Annotated in this window: 15 protein-coding genes and 1 pseudogene; 4 read left to right on the forward strand and 12 right to left on the reverse strand. The window is 45.6% G+C overall.

The window, feature by feature from the left end:
* The first annotated feature begins 92 nt into the window (after nt 1-92).
* Both sul2 and HHA43_RS12205 read left to right on the forward strand, forming a co-directional pair.
* The gene (gene sul2 / locus HHA43_RS12200; protein WP_001043260.1) at nt 93-908 is read left to right on the forward strand and encodes a sulfonamide-resistant dihydropteroate synthase Sul2; all 816 of its coding nucleotides are present in this window, start codon (nt 93-95) and stop codon (nt 906-908) included.
* 86 nt (nt 909-994) lie between these two features.
* Nucleotides 995-1,297 carry a phosphoglucosamine mutase gene (locus HHA43_RS12205; protein WP_000251875.1) on the forward strand — a complete coding sequence of 101 codons (303 nt, stop codon included), beginning with the start codon at nt 995-997 and terminating at the stop codon, nt 1,295-1,297.
* Nucleotides 1,298-1,472: 175 nt separating this feature from the next.
* On the opposite strand, the gene HHA43_RS12215 is transcribed toward HHA43_RS12205, so the two are convergent.
* From HHA43_RS12215 to HHA43_RS12245, 6 genes and pseudogenes are all read right to left on the reverse strand, one after another.
* The gene (locus HHA43_RS12215; RefSeq protein WP_001120888.1) at nt 1,473-2,966 is read right to left on the reverse strand and encodes an IS91-like element ISVsa3 family transposase; all 1,494 of its coding nucleotides are present in this window, start codon (nt 2,964-2,966) and stop codon (nt 1,473-1,475) included.
* Nucleotides 2,967-3,176: 210 nt separating this feature from the next.
* Nucleotides 3,177-3,401 carry a hypothetical protein gene (locus HHA43_RS12220; RefSeq protein WP_000743213.1) on the reverse strand — a complete coding sequence of 75 codons (225 nt, stop codon included), beginning with the start codon at nt 3,399-3,401 and terminating at the stop codon, nt 3,177-3,179.
* On the reverse strand, nt 3,398-4,135 hold the full coding sequence (locus HHA43_RS12225; protein WP_001366550.1) for a recombinase family protein: 738 nt from the start codon (nt 4,133-4,135) through the stop codon (nt 3,398-3,400). The genes HHA43_RS12220 and HHA43_RS12225 overlap by 4 nt, the downstream gene beginning before the upstream one ends.
* Nucleotides 4,136-4,283: 148 nt before the next feature.
* A complete protein-coding gene (locus tag HHA43_RS12230) occupies nt 4,284-5,450 on the reverse strand; it encodes a tetracycline-inactivating monooxygenase Tet(X3) (protein ID WP_024160783.1) in 1,167 nt (388 codons plus the stop codon).
* A gap of 189 nt (nt 5,451-5,639) precedes the next feature.
* Nucleotides 5,640-6,305, reverse strand: a complete 666-nt coding sequence (locus tag HHA43_RS12235) for a tyrosine-type recombinase/integrase (protein ID WP_015060916.1) — start codon at nt 6,303-6,305, stop codon at nt 5,640-5,642.
* A gap of 284 nt (nt 6,306-6,589) precedes the next feature.
* Nucleotides 6,590-7,420: pseudogene (locus tag HHA43_RS12245) on the reverse strand (IS91-like element ISVsa3 family transposase); the annotation flags it as partial.
* 63 nt (nt 7,421-7,483) lie between these two features.
* On the opposite strand from HHA43_RS12245, the gene HHA43_RS12250 reads away from it, so the two are divergent.
* Nucleotides 7,484-8,188, forward strand: coding sequence for an IS6-like element IS1006 family transposase (locus HHA43_RS12250; RefSeq protein WP_001067784.1), 705 nt, complete (start codon nt 7,484-7,486; stop codon nt 8,186-8,188).
* An 84-nt stretch (nt 8,189-8,272) separates the two neighbouring features.
* Here HHA43_RS12250 and HHA43_RS12255 read toward each other — a convergent pair whose 3' ends face one another.
* Together HHA43_RS12255 and HHA43_RS12260 are read right to left on the reverse strand one after the other, a co-directional pair.
* Nucleotides 8,273-8,710: a hypothetical protein gene (locus HHA43_RS12255; RefSeq protein ID WP_000030933.1), complete on the reverse strand. Its 438-nt coding sequence runs from the start codon at nt 8,708-8,710 to the stop codon at nt 8,273-8,275.
* A gap of 50 nt (nt 8,711-8,760) precedes the next feature.
* Entirely contained in the window at nt 8,761-11,679 is a 2,919-nt protein-coding gene (locus tag HHA43_RS12260) for an AAA family ATPase (protein WP_168542698.1), read from the reverse strand.
* A gap of 453 nt (nt 11,680-12,132) precedes the next feature.
* On the opposite strand from HHA43_RS12260, the gene HHA43_RS12265 reads away from it, so the two are divergent.
* Complete coding sequence (locus tag HHA43_RS12265) at nt 12,133-12,663, forward strand: conjugal transfer protein TraD (protein WP_000963725.1); 531 nt, start codon at nt 12,133-12,135, stop codon at nt 12,661-12,663.
* Between the two features lie 232 nt (nt 12,664-12,895).
* On the opposite strand, the gene HHA43_RS12270 is transcribed toward HHA43_RS12265, so the two are convergent.
* The 4 genes from HHA43_RS12270 to aph(3'')-Ib all read right to left on the reverse strand — a co-directional run bounded on the left by HHA43_RS12270 (nt 12,896) and on the right by aph(3'')-Ib (nt 15,725).
* Complete coding sequence (locus HHA43_RS12270) at nt 12,896-13,306, reverse strand: hypothetical protein (RefSeq protein WP_001057867.1); 411 nt, start codon at nt 13,304-13,306, stop codon at nt 12,896-12,898.
* 215 nt (nt 13,307-13,521) lie between these two features.
* Nucleotides 13,522-13,944, reverse strand: coding sequence for a hypothetical protein (locus tag HHA43_RS12275; protein ID WP_000656635.1), 423 nt, complete (start codon nt 13,942-13,944; stop codon nt 13,522-13,524).
* Nucleotides 13,945-14,085: 141 nt separating this feature from the next.
* A complete protein-coding gene (locus tag HHA43_RS12285; RefSeq protein ID WP_000480968.1) occupies nt 14,086-14,922 on the reverse strand; it encodes an aminoglycoside O-phosphotransferase APH(6)-Id in 837 nt (278 codons plus the stop codon).
* A complete protein-coding gene (aph(3'')-Ib, locus tag HHA43_RS12290; RefSeq protein ID WP_001082319.1) occupies nt 14,922-15,725 on the reverse strand; it encodes an aminoglycoside O-phosphotransferase APH(3'')-Ib in 804 nt (267 codons plus the stop codon). The genes HHA43_RS12285 and aph(3'')-Ib overlap by 1 nt, the downstream gene beginning before the upstream one ends.
* Nucleotides 15,726-15,832: the final 107 nt, after the last annotated feature.

Raw genomic sequence — 15,832 nt, forward strand, 5'->3', positions numbered from 1 at the left:
CATAGTATTCGTCGTTAGAAAACAATTATTGTGACATTATTTCAATGAGTTATCTATTTTTGTCGTGTACAGAGATTATTATAGAAGCCCCCATGAATAAATCGCTCATCATTTTCGGCATCGTCAACATAACCTCGGACAGTTTCTCCGATGGAGGCCGGTATCTGGCGCCAGACGCAGCCATTGCGCAGGCGCGTAAGCTGATGGCCGAGGGGGCAGATGTGATCGACCTCGGTCCGGCATCCAGCAATCCCGACGCCGCGCCTGTTTCGTCCGACACAGAAATCGCGCGTATCGCGCCGGTGCTGGACGCGCTCAAGGCAGATGGCATTCCCGTCTCGCTCGACAGTTATCAACCCGCGACGCAAGCCTATGCCTTGTCGCGTGGTGTGGCCTATCTCAATGATATTCGCGGTTTTCCAGACGCTGCGTTCTATCCGCAATTGGCGAAATCATCTGCCAAACTCGTCGTTATGCATTCGGTGCAAGACGGGCAGGCAGATCGGCGCGAGGCACCCGCTGGCGACATCATGGATCACATTGCGGCGTTCTTTGACGCGCGCATCGCGGCGCTGACGGGTGCCGGTATCAAACGCAACCGCCTTGTCCTTGATCCCGGCATGGGGTTTTTTCTGGGGGCTGCTCCCGAAACCTCGCTCTCGGTGCTGGCGCGGTTCGATGAATTGCGGCTGCGCTTCGATTTGCCGGTGCTTCTGTCTGTTTCGCGCAAATCCTTTCTGCGCGCGCTCACAGGCCGTGGTCCGGGGGATGTCGGGGCCGCGACACTCGCTGCAGAGCTTGCCGCCGCCGCAGGTGGAGCTGACTTCATCCGCACACACGAGCCGCGCCCCTTGCGCGACGGGCTGGCGGTATTGGCGGCGCTGAAAGAAACCGCAAGAATTCGTTAACTGCACATTCGGGATATTTCTCTATATTCGCGGTTCAGCAGGCATGTCCCCTTTGAGGGCGACCCGACGACAGGATAATCGACCTTATGGTGCGCAAATATTTCGGCACAGACGGTATTCGTGGCAAAGCCAACGAAGGCGCGATGACGGCGGAAACCGCCTTGCGCGTCGGCATGGCGGCTGGCCGTGTCTTTCGTCGCGGTGACCACCGCCATCGTGTCGTGATCGGCAAGGATACGCGCCTGTCGGGCTATATGCTTGAACCCGCGCTCACAGCCGGTTTCACCTCGATGGGCATGGACGTATTCCTTTTTGGCCCGCTGCCGACAACGTATAGGAAGAATAAACGCCCTTTTCACCCAAGTCCAACAGCTTTGGACCGCAGTTGACTCTTTCGACACCCCTGCGATGCAACCCAATCCGGCTGACGGGGAGCCAGCAACGCTGAAAATTTACCCTCCTCTTTCCCACTAGCGGCTCCTTTTCCGACAACCAGCACGGCGGATCCCTGCCGCGGCGCTGTGAACGCAGCATTTTGATTGGTATCGTTGGCCTTCAGGCTCGTCAGTCAAACAGACCCAGGAGCAGCTCAGCCGGTGGCGCCCGGCTTTCGGGTAACGCCCTGGTCCCGCTGGTTTCGGCTTTGTGCTTCAGGTGATCAAGGATCTGCTTGATCACTATAGGGTCTTCAATGCAGGCGATGACTTTCATGGCGCCGCCGCAGCCGCTGCAGGTCTCGATGTCGATATTGAAAACACGCTTGAGCCGTTGCGCCCATGTCATCGACGCTCGCCGTTGTGCTGGTGTTGCCGGTTCATCAGCCACCCTGACCTTGTTGCCCCTGCCCCGTTTTGCCGGCGTGACCAACGCCCGGTGCCGACTGTTGGGTGCGAACACCCCGTGGAAGCGGGTTAGGTTGACTCTGGGCTTCGGTACCAGGGCGGCCAGCCTTGCAATGAAATCCAATGGTTCGAAAATGACGTGCGTGGTGCCGTCCCGGTACGGCGTCTTGAGCTGGTAGCGCACGTTGCCGCCTCGTGTTAACGACAGCCGCTTCTCGGATACCGCCGGGCGGCTGATGTACCGGCACAGCCGTTCGAGCTTCTTGCGTTCATCGGCCCTGGCCGCCACGCCGGCGTGCAGGCTGGACCCGGCTACCTTGCCAATCCCGTCACCGAACGGATCACCACTGGTCGGCAGAGTTTGCAAAGTGAACACCTTTCGCCCCGCCTGTGAACCGACAGCGATACGGTAAGTGATCGAGTGCCCCAGCAGGGGTGTCATCGGGTCGTCATCCACCGCATCCGAGGCCAGATAGCTGTTTTCGACATCCCGTTCCAGCAGGCCTTGCCGTTCCAGATAGCGACCCACCCGGTGGGCGATGGTGTGCGTCAGCTGGGTGAGCTCTGGGCTGGTCGGCGCCTTGACCCAGCGGAAACGCGCTGAGCCGTGGGATTGCTCGACATACACACCGTCGAGAAACAGCATGTGGAAGTGAACATTCAGATTGAGCGCCGATCCAAAACGCTGGATCAGGGTGACCGCGCCCGTCTTGGCCACTTGGTGGGTATGGCCCGCTTTCTTGACCAGGTGCGTGGCAATGACGCGGTAAACGATGCCCAGCACCCACCCCATGATCTCGGGCCGGCTGGCAAACAGGAAACGCAGCTGAAACGGGAAGCTCAACACCCACTGACGCATGGGTTGTTCAGGCAGTACTTCATCAACCAGCAAGGCGGCACTTTCGGCCATCCGCCGCGCCCCACAGCTCGGGCAGAAACCGCGACGCTTACAGCTGAAAGCGACCAGGTGCTCGGCGTGGCAAGACTCGCAGCGAACCCGTAGAAAGCCATGCTCCAGCCGCCCGCATTGGAGAAATTCTTCAAATTCCCGTTGCACATAGCCCGGCAATTCCTTTCCCTGCTCTGCCATAAGCGCAGCGAATGCCGGGTAATACTCGTCAACGATCTGATAGAGAAGGGTTTGCTCGGGTCGGTGGCTCTGGTAACGACCAGTATCCCGATCCCGGCTGGCCGTCCTGGCCGCCACATGAGGCATGTTCCGCGTCCTTGCAATACTGTGTTTACATACAGTCTATCGCTTAGCGGAAAGTTCTTTTACCCTCAGCCGAAATGCCTGCCGTTGCTAGACATTGCCAGCCAGTGCCCGTCACTCCCACTCGATTGTAAACAAGCACACAAAACCCTTTAGTGACAACAATTTGCAAGAACTATCAGGCTCAGTGCCATGAAAAATACCATGACCAGATCATGAGGTTGAACACGGCTTGCGCCGGCAGCGTTCACGCTCCTGGTCGGCGATCTCGCCCGGCTGCAATGCTAGCTCAGCATCGGTCATGCGCTCCAGCACGTCGCGTAGGCGGATGGTGCAAGGAATGGGCGGCAGCTCGAACTCATAGCCGCCGGCGATCATTTCGGCCGCAATCTCCTCGGTGATGAAAAACGGCTCGTCGTCTTGGTTCGGCTTCTTCATGCCCTTTCCTCCTGGCGCTCATCCTGGCCGACAGCGGCCAGGGCATCGGCTTCCGTCAATGCGTCCTCCACGAACGCGCCGTGCTGCTTCGCTTCGGCCTGGCTGACCTCGGCCCATATCCGTTTCACCTGGGCCGCACTGTACCCGGCCAGCTCGGCGGTCTTGTTGATGCTGTAGCCGGACTTGCGCAGCGCGACAACTTGGGCGCGGCGCTTCGGATCAGCACGGCGGCCCTTGTACCGCCCGGCCTGGCGGGCCAACTCAATGCCTTGGCGCTGGCGTTCGCGCCTGTCCTCGTAGTCGTCGCGGGCCATCTGCAAGGCCAGGCGAAAAAGCATGATCTGCACGGCTTCCAGCACGATCTTGGCGACGCCCTGGGCCTCGGCCGCCAGGTCGGATAGATCGACCACGCCAGGGACGGCCAGGCGTGCGCCTTTGGCCTGTATCGAGGCCACCAGGCGCTCGGCCTCGGGCAAAGGTAGGCGGCTGATGCGGTCGATCTTCTCGGCAATGACCACCTCGCCGGGCTGTAGGTCGCCGATCATGCGCAGCAGCTCAGGCCGGTCGGCGCGTGCGCCGGATGCCTTCTCACGGTAGATGCCGGCGACGTAGTAGCCGGCGGCCTTCGCGGCCGTAGTGATCGCCTCTTGGCGTTCCAAGTCCTGCGCGTCGGTGCTGACGCGCAGATAGACCCGCGCCACCATCGGCGCGGCTACTGGCTTCGTCCTGCGCATACTTGCGGGCTCCTTTGGGCATACTCAAATGCACCCATCTTAAACTGGCAGCTAATGTACAAAAGTTGATAGAAGCACACAAGTTCAATTTTGCACTTCTGCCCCACTATTGCAAAACTGCTTGTTAGTAGCCGTTTTTTCTTACTGTTTATAGATTCAATAATTTTTGAAACGAAAAATTGGGACTAAACATTTCGGTTTCGTTTTCTGTCGATTCGTCCTGCGTATCTTTTGCATAAACAAACATTTGTTGTTCGTAGTTTTCGATGGCATTTTCAATACTTGTAAATTCTCCGTTTGTAAGGTTTTCAGACAATATCAAAGCATCCAATAATCCCGTATTTACACCCTGTCCTGCAAAAGGCGACATCAAATGAGCAGCATCGCCAATCATTGTTATGGGTAATGGACGGTTACTTTTCCAATCATTGTTCAAAGGAAATTTCCTTGTGGGCAAGCATTGAAATGTTGATACCGAACGTATTAATTGTTTGTAAACTTCACTCCATTTGGAAAATCTTTTCAATAAAAAATCGGCAACGCTGTTTCTGTCCTGAAAATCTAAGGGAATTTTATTTTTCCATTCATCGGGCGTTTTAAAACTAATTCCTAAATACAATGCACCATTATTATTGGGATTGGCAAACAATAAAATGCCCTGATGTCCCGCCATTAATCGGTTGCCGTTGCATAGCTGAAAAAATCCGGGACAGTTTATTTCCGGTTGAAGAATATCAGCTTGGATGTTGAAAGTACCGGTTTCTTCAACTTGCGTGTCGGTAACAAAGCTCCTTATTTTCGACATTCCACCATTGGCAAGAATAACCAAATCTGCTGTTTCACTCGGTTTATTCTCAAAAGTTAGTGTCCACTTCTTCTTACCAGGTTCAAGCATAACAAGTTTTCTATCCCAAATAACCGTGTCGTTTTCTAAACTATTCAACAAGATAGCCCTTAAGTCATTTCTGTTTATTTCAGGATTGTCAAATCGATTTTCGGGCTTTACATTTTTTGTGGATAAAATATTGCCTTTTTCATCAGCAATATTTACACCCATTGGTAAGGCTAAGTCATAATAAGTTTGTAACAATCCCGCTTTTTTCATTGCTTCCTGACCTGAACCTTTGTGTAGGTCAAGGGTTCCACCAAAAATTCTTGCCTCTCGGTCGTTGTCTCTTTCGTAAACTGAAACGTCTATGCCGTTTTGCTGTAATAATTTTGCCATAGTCAGTCCAACGGGTCCACCACCAATTATTGCAACGTTCTTATCACTAAGTAAATTCATTTGTTTGTCCGTATCTATTCGCATTGTCATTCAAAAATGGCACATAACAAGTGGCTATACGCCAAATGGCGTATATATCCACTATATCTTATTTTGCTAAACCTTTCATTATCAGTGACAAATCCGTTTTCAACCGTTTACCGTTCGTTTCTACTCTCTCAAAAGGATTTATATTCATAGTGCTTTTTGTTAAGTTTTGCTCAAATATACAAATCCTTTCTATATATCTAACAAATCCATCGGACTTTTTAATTGTTCCATTCCCTTGGTGGTAATATGTGTATAAACCTCAGTTGTTTTACTGCTTGAATGACCTAACAACGATTGAATATAACGTAAACTCGTACCATTCTCAAGCAAATGCGTTGCAAAGCTATGTCGTAAGGTATGTACAGTAACTTCCTTTTGAATCTTTGCTTTTAAAACAGCTGCTTTAAAAATGTTTTGAATACTTCGGCTTGAGTATGCGCCACCTTTTTGACCTTCAAATAAATAATCTTTTGGTTTATATTCCATAAAGTATGTTCTTAAAATAATTAATGTTTTCTCAGATAAAATGGTATAACGATCTCTTTTTCCTTTTGACTGTTCTATACGAATTTGCATGCGCTTGGAGTCAATGTCTTTTATTTTCAGGTTTATACATTCAGAAATGCGCAAACCTGCCGAATAAATAGTCATCAGAATAGCCTTGTGTTTCACGTTTTCAATAGCGCGTAGTACCCGAATGGTTTCTTCTTCACTCATCACAACAGGAAGTGTTTTTTCTTTTTTTGGTCTTTCGATGAAATATGTTTTCCGTTGTCCACCCAAAACACGTTCGTAATAAAACTTAATCGCATTGATTGCCTGGTTTTGATAAGATATTGAAACTTTTCGCTCCATAACCAAATGTCGGAGAAATGATTGTATATGTCCTTCATTCAATCGATCGACGTATAGGAAGAATAAACGCCCTTTTCACCCAAGTCCAACAGCTTTGGACCGCAGTTGACTCTTTCGACACCCCTGCGATGCAACCCAATCCGGCTGACGGGGAGCCAGCAACGCTGAAAATTTACCCTCCTCTTTCCCACTAGCGGCTCCTTTTCCGACAACCAGCACGGCGGATCCCTGCCGCGGCGCTGTGAACGCAGCATTTTGATTGGTATCGTTGGCCTTCAGGCTCGTCAGTCAAACAGACCCAGGAGCAGCTCAGCCGGTGGCGCCCGGCTTTCGGGTAACGCCCTGGTCCCGCTGGTTTCGGCTTTGTGCTTCAGGTGATCAAGGATCTGCTTGATCACTATAGGGTCTTCAATGCAGGCGATGACTTTCATGGCGCCGCCGCAGCCGCTGCAGGTCTCGATGTCGATATTGAAAACACGCTTGAGCCGTTGCGCCCATGTCATCGACGCTCGCCGTTGTGCTGGTGTTGCCGGTTCATCAGCCACCCTGACCTTGTTGCCCCTGCCCCGTTTTGCCGGCGTGACCAACGCCCGGTGCCGACTGTTGGGTGCGAACACCCCGTGGAAGCGGGTTAGGTTGACTCTGGGCTTCGGTACCAGGGCGGCCAGCCTTGCAATGAAATCCAATGGTTCGAAAATGACGTGCGTGGTGCCGTCCCGGTACGGCGTCTTGAGCTGGTAGCGCACGTTGCCGCCTCGTGTTAACGACAGCCGCTTCTCGGATACCGCCGGGCGGCTGATGTACCGGCACAGCCGTTCGAGCTTCTTGCGTTCATCGGCCCTGGCCGCCACGCCGGCGTGCAGGCTGGACCCGGCTACCTTGCCAATCCCGTCACCGAACGGATCACCACTGGTCGGCAGAGTTTGCAAAGTGAACACCTTTCGCCCCGCCTGTGAACCGACAGCGATACGGTAAGTGATCGAGTGCCCCAGCAGGGGTGTCATCGGGTCGTCATCCACCGCATCCGAGGCCAGATAGCTGTTTTCGACATCCCGTTCCAGCAGGCCTTGCCGTTCCAGATAGCGACCCACCCGGTGGGCGATGGTGTGCGTCAGCGGCACTGTTGCAAATAACCACGAATGGTAAGCTGAAGACTGTTTTAGCTAAAGGTGCAGCATATGAATCCTTTCCATGGTCGGCATTTTCAGGGCGAAATCATTCTTTGGGCTGTGCGCTGGTATTGTAAATATGGCATTAGCTATCGTGAACTGCAGGAAATGCTGGCCGAACGGGGTGTGAATGTTGATCACACGACTATTTACCGTTGGGTTCAACGTTATGCTCCTGAAATAGAAAAACGTTTACGCTGGTATTGGCGTAATCCTACAGATCTGAGCTCGTGGCATATTGATGAAACCTATGTAAAAGTGAATGGACGATGGTCTTATCTGTATCGTGCAGTCGATCAACGTGGCGATACCATTGATTTTTATCTTTCTTCTAGACGTAATACCAAATCAGCATATTGTTTTCTTGGAAAAATTTTAAATAATGTGAAGAAGTGGCAAATTCCACAAGTGATCAACACGGATAAAGCACCCACATATGGACGTGCTTTATCACGGTTAAAACGGGAAGGTAAATGTCCACCAGACCTTGAGCACAGGCAGATTAAGTATAAAAATAACGTGATTGAATGTGATCATGGCAAGCTAAAGCGGATCATCAGGGCCACATTAGGATTCAAATCTATGAAGACGGCTTATGCCACAATTAAAGGTATTGAAGTCATGCGTGCACTACGTAAAGGACAAGCATCGTCATTTTATTATGGTCAGCCTCAGGGTGAAGTGTGTCTAATCAACAGGGTTTTCGGTCTCTAAGTACTTTTTAAAGGGAACATCATCGACTCAAATCTCTATTTGCAACAGTGCCAAAAAAACCAACTTCAAGTTGGTTTTTCTTTTTTAATCATCAGTGGCGACCTTAACACCATATCCAATTAAACCTGCAAGGCTAGCATAGGCTATTTTGGCATAAATCGAACCCCACCAGACCGTAATTTTACTGGCACCAAATTCCCGAACCGTTTGCCCCATAAAATTAGTGGTTTCATAGAAATTTTTAGCAGAATAACCTAACGCAATATGATCAAGGACAGGGAATAAACTAAAAGCTAAACCTACTGCTGCTGCGGGGAAAGTAAACTCTCTTGATAGACCGAATTTTCCAGTAATAAATACAAGCGATACCACGATAATTAATCTAATGATAGTCCATAGCATCACTGTGAAAGGCAAGTTAAAGATGCCTGCTCCCTGCCACGCAAGACCGCAAACAACTAACACGATAAAGCCTACAACTATCAGGAATAATACAAATTTATCATGATCATCTTTACTCATTAAAAAGTCTTTTATGGTTTGTTATTTTCACTTGCTTATGCCAGGTGAAGTTAGATTCTAGGTGTATTTCTAGGGGTAGTATTAAGATTGCTTTGCAGCTTCATCTTGTGATTAGGAGCATTCAAATTTTCTTCCGGTGCAGTAATCTTTTGCTTCAATAACTGCTCACGGTACTCGCTATAAACTTCAGTTTTATTGCGGGCAGTAAAACGGTGTGCGCTCTGATCTTTAAACTCTGTGAAGTACCGATCTGAATACTTAACAGAAAGTTTTTCAAATGGAATCTCATATTCCATATCATTGATTCGAGCTTTAATCATTGGTTTATCTTTCATCTTGTAGGCATCAAGAACCTTTAATTCTGTTCCCTTCTCAAAGGTTTCTTTCTTAAAGAATCCAGTCTTGATCTGTAACCCTTCCTCAAGTTTGAGAAGCTCACCTTTTGCAATTTTCATACCTCTAATGCTACCGATCTCATCACCTAAAATAGATTTAGATTTAAGATTCGCACGAACCTCGGTAACAATTTCTTCCTTCGTGAATGTACGATTCTCTGAAGTTAAAGCATGTATCTTCGAGTTAATTCCGTATATCTCCCGCTTATCTTCAATATGGTGGCGGTGATCTTGCAGATATGCTTTGATCAATTTTTCTTGCTTGTCTACTAAAGTGAAGTCTGTAGAAAATTCTTTCTTTTCTGATCGTCCTAGAACTTTTTTGAAGTTTTCAAAAGGTGTAACTTCTTTTTCAACAGGATTGTAATTCTGATCATATGAGATTTTCCCATCTGGACGTTTAACGAATTCTTTTTCATTCGTGGTAAACGACATAGCAGAATAATTAATTTCGACATTATGTTTATGTCGGGTCAAAGCAACATAAGTTAAATTAGCATTCATGTTCTCACTCGCCACAATATAGGCATTATCAACAGTCATACCTTGTGATGAGTGAATAGTATTTGCATAACCATATTTAAATTGGTTGTATTCATTTAAATCTACTTTAATGATCTCATTATTTCTATCTGACTGAACCATCATAAATTTAATGTTATTAAGATTATCTTTTTCAAAACCGATTACTTTTGCTGTTTCACCATTGCTAACTTTTAATTTTGAATCATTCTGCTTAAATACAATTTTTTCTCCGACAGTAATTTCAATATCACCGAAAGCAGTTTTAACATGATTACCAGTAGCAGAAAGTTGACCATTTTTAATTAATACATTTCTTGCCATGCGGTTTAATTCATTCACATCATTATTTGAATGAGCAAGCATTAACTTATTTTCGCTAGAATCTTCACTCCAAGATTTAATAGTTTTGGCTAGTGCTAGATCGTGAGATTCATATTCATTAACAGCATTAATGGTCTTATAAATATCTAATGCTTTGTCAACTTCATGCTTAGATAACAACTTAGATGCTTCAATCATTTTCTCTGATTCCTTCGCATATTTTTGTCGTTGTATATTTTCTAATGAAGCAATATTTTTCTTATCAAGGTTATCTTGAATATGAGCAAAAGCAGAACCAGCACTAACAGCACTTAACTGATAACTATCACCAACAAGTTTTATTTGAGCATCATGCTTCTCTACGATCATGAGAAGTTTTTGCATGTCTCTTGAGCCGACCATCCCCGCTTCATCTAAGATCAAGACAGTCTTATTATTGATCTCAAAATTACCACTTTCATATCGGGCAAGGAATGAAGCAATTGTACTGCTTGGAATATTACAATCGTCAGAAATAGCTCTAGCTGTAATTGCCTGCAAAGCAATACCATGAACTTTATAATCTGAAGTTTTGAAGGCTTCAGAAACAGCACTAAGAACATAAGACTTACCAGTACCAGCCGAACCATTTAGCAATGAGATTCGATCAGTAGAAGTCAAAGTATAATAGGCTGCTTCTTGCTCTCTATTGAATGTTCTTTTATCAGCAATTTTTACAGCATTTAAAGTGAATTTTTCAGTTAAATTAAATGGCTTCTGTACTCGACTTTGCTCATTGGCATTGTAGATAAATGCAGTAATAGAATCTTCAATTCCGACCAATTCTTTTGATGAGAATACAACCTTATCTTTCCCAAACAACATTGCCATATCAGGACAAGTCATTACAGCTTCATAGGCTTTAAGATATTGTTCTTGACTGTCAGTATGAGCCATAACAAAACGCTCAAGATCACGGGCAGTAAATACAGACTGATTAGAAGTTAAAGCTCTAATAACTTCCGAAGGACGCTCAATAATAATTTCGCCATTTTGATGACGTATATTTTTTATATTTTCATTAATGAAATATTTATGATTACTAACATAATCAGCCCTGAAGTTTTGACTGGATAATTCAAGCCCCTGAGCCTTATAACTTCTATGATCTATACGAGCATCAAGACCTAAATTTTCGCAAAAATCGTTTACATGGTTAGCCCATGATAAGCGTGTATCTGCCACAAAAACTTTAGATGAAAAATAGCGATCTTTACCTGCCCCGCCCTTTTCAGGATTAGTCGGATTGTAGCGTTTAAAGTGTTGTACTTCGTCACGATCAATACCATCTAATTTTCTTTCACTAAACATCAAATGAATATGAGGATTTTGTTCACCATCACTTGCTAATGGGCTATGAATTGCATAGGAATATGTGAAGTTTTTACCTAAAGTCTTATCTACAAATTCCTGTACTAATTCTTCACGTTGTTCTTTATTCAATTCTCTAGGCAATGAAATTTCCAATTCAGTATAAATACGTCCATTAATGCGTTCGTTCTTATCTGCTGACTTCCAAAAATGAGCAGCATCTTTAGCCCAATTTGGTAAATTTCCTGATTTTATATTTTCTAAATCTTCTCTTTTGTATTTACCTTCACGATTTATATAAGCGTAATGGCTTGCCCCTCGACTTCCCGAAGAGCCGTATTGCCTACCTGATTTAACTGATGAGTGATAAATCGCCATAATTCGCCTATTTTGAATCTGCTTTTTTTGTTTCTCGGAGAGAAACGCGGAAGCGTGCATTCCAACTGCTGTTGTCATGATAACTTCAATATATATTCGCTACAAGGTGATAACCCATAGTTCAGAAACCCCAAATCTGAGGGTCTATAAGTGACACGATTAATAAGGATTTTTTTAAGCTATAAACTGTAATTTTTTGTTATTAGATAGACATTAGGATATTTTTTAAACTAAAGGACTGAAAGCCAATTTTAAAATTTTAAAAATCCTATAAAAAATGATCACCTGGCTAAATATTTTTCAATTCAAGTCATACTCAGAATAAATATTTCTTTAATTGTAAAAGTCAGAAATTAATAATTTAATATGATTTTTGTTGTTTAGTGCTGTAATAGATTTCCTCTATTTTTAGTTATGCTATGATTTAAAAATATTGACAATGAGGAAGTGGCAATGGCTATCGAAAATCTAAAATTTACTGAAGATCAAAAAAAGTTTGTAACTGATGAAATCTCTCGTTTGAAGGGATTAGAGAATAGAAACCAAACTGAAGATTTAATTTTGTCACTTGTTAAAAGTATTGAATCAGGCTCACCAACAAAGCAGCAAATTAGTTCATTTGAACGTGTAATGAAAAATGAATTTAAAAAACATAAAGCACGTTTAGAATTAGAAAAAATTAAGGAAGATGAAAAAAAACTTTTAGCTAGTTTGAAAAAAGATGCTCAAGCTGCTCAAGTTAAAGATCGCAAAAAACGTGAACATAAATTAATTTCAATTGGTGCGCTTTTTGAAATAGTAGATTTCCCAACTGAAGATAAAGGAATTATTACTGGTGTTCTTTTAAAGGCTCTTGAATCATATAAATCCAATCCCCAACATTTTGACAGTTTAAAAATTGCTGGTGACAAATTTATTGCTGATCGGGAACAATCAAAAAAATCTAAATCAACTCTAGTTGATAATTCAGGCTCTACAAATTAAAGAATATTCAAACTGGTAAAAATATAATTTAATTTTTTTCAGTCGCAACCCTGCGGGATTGCTTTGTTAATCCCGCTTATAGGTAACATGGAAGTAGTTGCGGGTCTGCGGTCAGCTAGCCAAAATCACAGATTTTGTCTGCTTCGCTTGCCCCATTCAACAGTAATCAGAGAAGGGAGGATTTTTCAGATTTTTCAGTTCGCAAAGTAGACACTTTGCTCTGCTCTATCGTTTAGGATTCAATATCTTTTTTTGAAAATTCAAAATAAATTAAATCTTTTTTACCTAGCTCAACCATTATTGAATTATAAAAATTGACAGGTAAATTTATAAATTCCTGATGCTCCGACCATAGTGCTTGTTCACCTTTGAATAGATATTTATATCTTGGATTGCCAAGTTCTATACGCTCTTTTTCTTTTGCAATTACTTCCGATCTGATTGCATTAAGCATATCTACAATTTGAATTGCTTTAGGGTCAATTTGATATTCCCTAGAGCTTTTCCCATTAATCCAAAGTTGAGCATCACGGCTATTGTACTTAGTTTCTTCCGTGTGGACTACCTTGTAAAATTCAATTATTTGCTCTGGGCTATATAAACCATTTCTGAAGCATTCAATTTTGAATTGAGCATTATTCATTTTTTCAGTTCCTTAATATTCATTATATGATACGCAATGAACCGCATTTTTTTGAAGCATTAGAAATCTAAACATCAAAAAAATGCGGGTGACTATTACCCCTATTTATTTTCAAATAAGAGCCTTAAATATAATTGCCAATCTTTATATATTAATTTTGAATGCTTCATATTTTCCTCTGTAGTGAATTGACCCCCTTCAGGGGGTCAACTGTTTTATGCGTATGATGATGTATAGCAGCGTTTATAAACTTTTGTACCTGTCGGCAATAATTCAAAATCTAATACTGTTGCATTTGCAGACTGATGAATCACGATATAGTTATCCATGATCTTTTTTTTCATTGGCTCTTTGCTGGTAAATTCATTCGGTAAAGGCACAACATAACCTTGCATTGAACCTGTTGCATCATAAGCCTGTTTAAGTTCACGGATGACACAATATGCCCGGCTTTTCTCAATAACTTGATAGAAGTCTACATTTGTTTGCTCATATCCCCATGAGGTATATAAGATCGTCCCGATCTCTAACTGATCACGGAATTTTTTAATTCGGGCTTTTTGTTCTTCCTTGTTCTTGATGGCGTTTTGATGGCTCAAGTTGTCTGATTGAATATTTTGAGAAACAGCTTCTTTCATACGTTCAACTGTTTTAAATCTAGTGTAGATAAAAGGGGGTCGTTTGCGGGAGAGGGCGAAATCCTACGCTAAGGCTTTGGCCAACGATATTCTCCGGTAAGATTGATGTGTTCCCAGGGGATAGGAGAAGTCGCTTGATATCTAGTATGACGTCTGTCGCACCTGCTTGATCGCGGCCGCGATAGCTAGATCGCGTTGCTCCTCTTCTCCATCCGCGTTCCAAGCTGCGGAAAGGCACCCATAAGCGTACGCCTGGTCGAGCAGGCGACGCGGATCGACGTCCAGCGCACGAGAGAATGCGTCCGCCATCTGTGCAATGCGTCTAGGATCGAGACAAAGGTCGTCTCTGTCAGCCGGATCGTAGAACATATTGGCGGCGCCAAAGCCCACTTCACCGACCAGACCGACGGGATCTATCACCAGCCAGCCGCGACTGGAGAACATGATGTTTTCATGATGCAGATCGCCATGTAGCCCACGCAGTTCCGAGGCATTGCTCATCATTTGATCGGCTATAATCGCCGCGTGGACGTAGTCAGTTTGACAACCTGCGTTTTGATCATCGCGCGCCCGCTGAAACAAAGCTGCAAAGCGATCCCGGATCGGGAGAAGGGCAGAAGGCAGGGGTTCCTCAGATGCGGCATACAGCTTCGCCATTAGTTCCGCTGCAATTTCGGTCGCCTGGTAGTCGCCGTGCTCGGCAACGATGTGAGAGAGCATTCGCTCCCCGGCATATTCGAGCAACATCAGATTGTTCTCACGACCGAGCAACCGGACTGCTCCCCTCCCATTGCGCCATACCAGATAGTCGGCCCCGCGCAGTTCATCAGCAATGTCTTCTATAGGTTTCAATCCCTTGACGATTGCAGGAGTCCCGTCTGGCAATGAAACTTTCCAAACGAGGCTGGAAAAGGTGTCCGCAATGAGAACAGGTTGCGAAACGTGCCAATGAGCAGGAAAAACAGGCGGCATGAACATCAACCCCAAGTCAGAGGGTCCAATCGCAGATAGAAGGCAAGGCGTTCGCGGTCGGGGGCTTCGATCCCCAATACATTGAATAGGACAGCGAAGGCGCGCTCTGCTTCATCTGGCGCTGCCCAGTTCTCTTCGGCGTTAGCAATCATGAGTGCCAAATCGGCATAGCGATCTGCTGTTCCGAGCCGCCCAAGGTCGATCAGACCCGTGCATTGAAGAGTTTTAGGGTCCACCATGAAGTTCGGCATGCAGGGATCACCATGGCAAACAACCATATCGGTGCGCTCTTGGTCGAGCCGCACCGGTAGCTCTCGTTCGACACGAGCCAAAAGATCGAGCTGCGGCGTACTCTTGTCCTCGTCCGGTAAGAAGTCGGGATTGACGGCATTGCGGGACACCACATCAACGGCGCGTCCGAACATTCGCGACAGCCTGCGCTCAAACGGACATTGATCAACCGATAGGCTGTGAACAGCGCCAAGTTGCTGCCCCATTGACGGCCACGCTTTGAGCAAATCCGCTCCAGACAGATCAGCCGCCGGTACTCCCGGAATTGCCGTTATCACCAAGCATGCACCCTCCTGTTCCTCCTGCCAGTTGATCACCTCGGGGCAAGCCACACCTCGACCTTTGAGCCAAATGAGGCGGTCACGCTCTCCAGCGAGCTCACCGCGGCGGGAAGCAGGTGCGATTTTCGCGAAGGCATGCCCGTCACCACGTCGAAAAACAAAATCACCAGATTCTCCGCCTCTGACAGGCAACCAGTCAGAATGCGATTCACCAAAAAAAATATTAGTTCGATTCAATGGAGGTTCCTTCAGTTTTCTGATGAAGCGCTCTGTACACGACAAAAATAGATAACTCATTGAAATAATGTCACAATAATTGTTTTCTAACGACGAATACTATGACA

It is taken from the genome of Acinetobacter sp. A2 (assembly GCF_012371325.1).
Classification (GTDB): Bacteria; Pseudomonadota; Gammaproteobacteria; order Pseudomonadales; family Moraxellaceae; genus Acinetobacter.

What these genes read in the sequence shown, in the direction of transcription:
- sul2 (WP_001043260.1), top strand. Translation starts at nt 93, where the DNA reads ATGAATAAATCGCTCATCATTTTCGGCATCGTCAACATAACCTCGGAC.
- HHA43_RS12205 (WP_000251875.1), top strand. Translation starts at nt 995, where the DNA reads ATGGTGCGCAAATATTTCGGCACAGACGGTATTCGTGGCAAAGCCAAC.
- HHA43_RS12215 (WP_001120888.1), bottom strand. Translation starts at nt 2,966, where the DNA reads ATGCCTCATGTGGCGGCCAGGACGGCCAGCCGGGATCGGGATACTGGT.
- HHA43_RS12220 (WP_000743213.1), bottom strand. Translation starts at nt 3,401, where the DNA reads ATGAAGAAGCCGAACCAAGACGACGAGCCGTTTTTCATCACCGAGGAG.
- HHA43_RS12225 (WP_001366550.1), bottom strand. Translation starts at nt 4,135, where the DNA reads ATGCGCAGGACGAAGCCAGTAGCCGCGCCGATGGTGGCGCGGGTCTAT.
- HHA43_RS12230 (WP_024160783.1), bottom strand. Translation starts at nt 5,450, where the DNA reads ATGACAATGCGAATAGATACGGACAAACAAATGAATTTACTTAGTGAT.
- HHA43_RS12235 (WP_015060916.1), bottom strand. Translation starts at nt 6,305, where the DNA reads ATGGAGCGAAAAGTTTCAATATCTTATCAAAACCAGGCAATCAATGCG.
- HHA43_RS12250 (WP_001067784.1), top strand. Translation starts at nt 7,484, where the DNA reads ATGAATCCTTTCCATGGTCGGCATTTTCAGGGCGAAATCATTCTTTGG.
- HHA43_RS12255 (WP_000030933.1), bottom strand. Translation starts at nt 8,710, where the DNA reads ATGAGTAAAGATGATCATGATAAATTTGTATTATTCCTGATAGTTGTA.
- HHA43_RS12260 (WP_168542698.1), bottom strand. Translation starts at nt 11,679, where the DNA reads ATGGCGATTTATCACTCATCAGTTAAATCAGGTAGGCAATACGGCTCT.
- HHA43_RS12265 (WP_000963725.1), top strand. Translation starts at nt 12,133, where the DNA reads ATGGCTATCGAAAATCTAAAATTTACTGAAGATCAAAAAAAGTTTGTA.
- HHA43_RS12270 (WP_001057867.1), bottom strand. Translation starts at nt 13,306, where the DNA reads ATGAATAATGCTCAATTCAAAATTGAATGCTTCAGAAATGGTTTATAT.
- HHA43_RS12275 (WP_000656635.1), bottom strand. Translation starts at nt 13,944, where the DNA reads ATGAAAGAAGCTGTTTCTCAAAATATTCAATCAGACAACTTGAGCCAT.
- HHA43_RS12285 (WP_000480968.1), bottom strand. Translation starts at nt 14,922, where the DNA reads ATGTTCATGCCGCCTGTTTTTCCTGCTCATTGGCACGTTTCGCAACCT.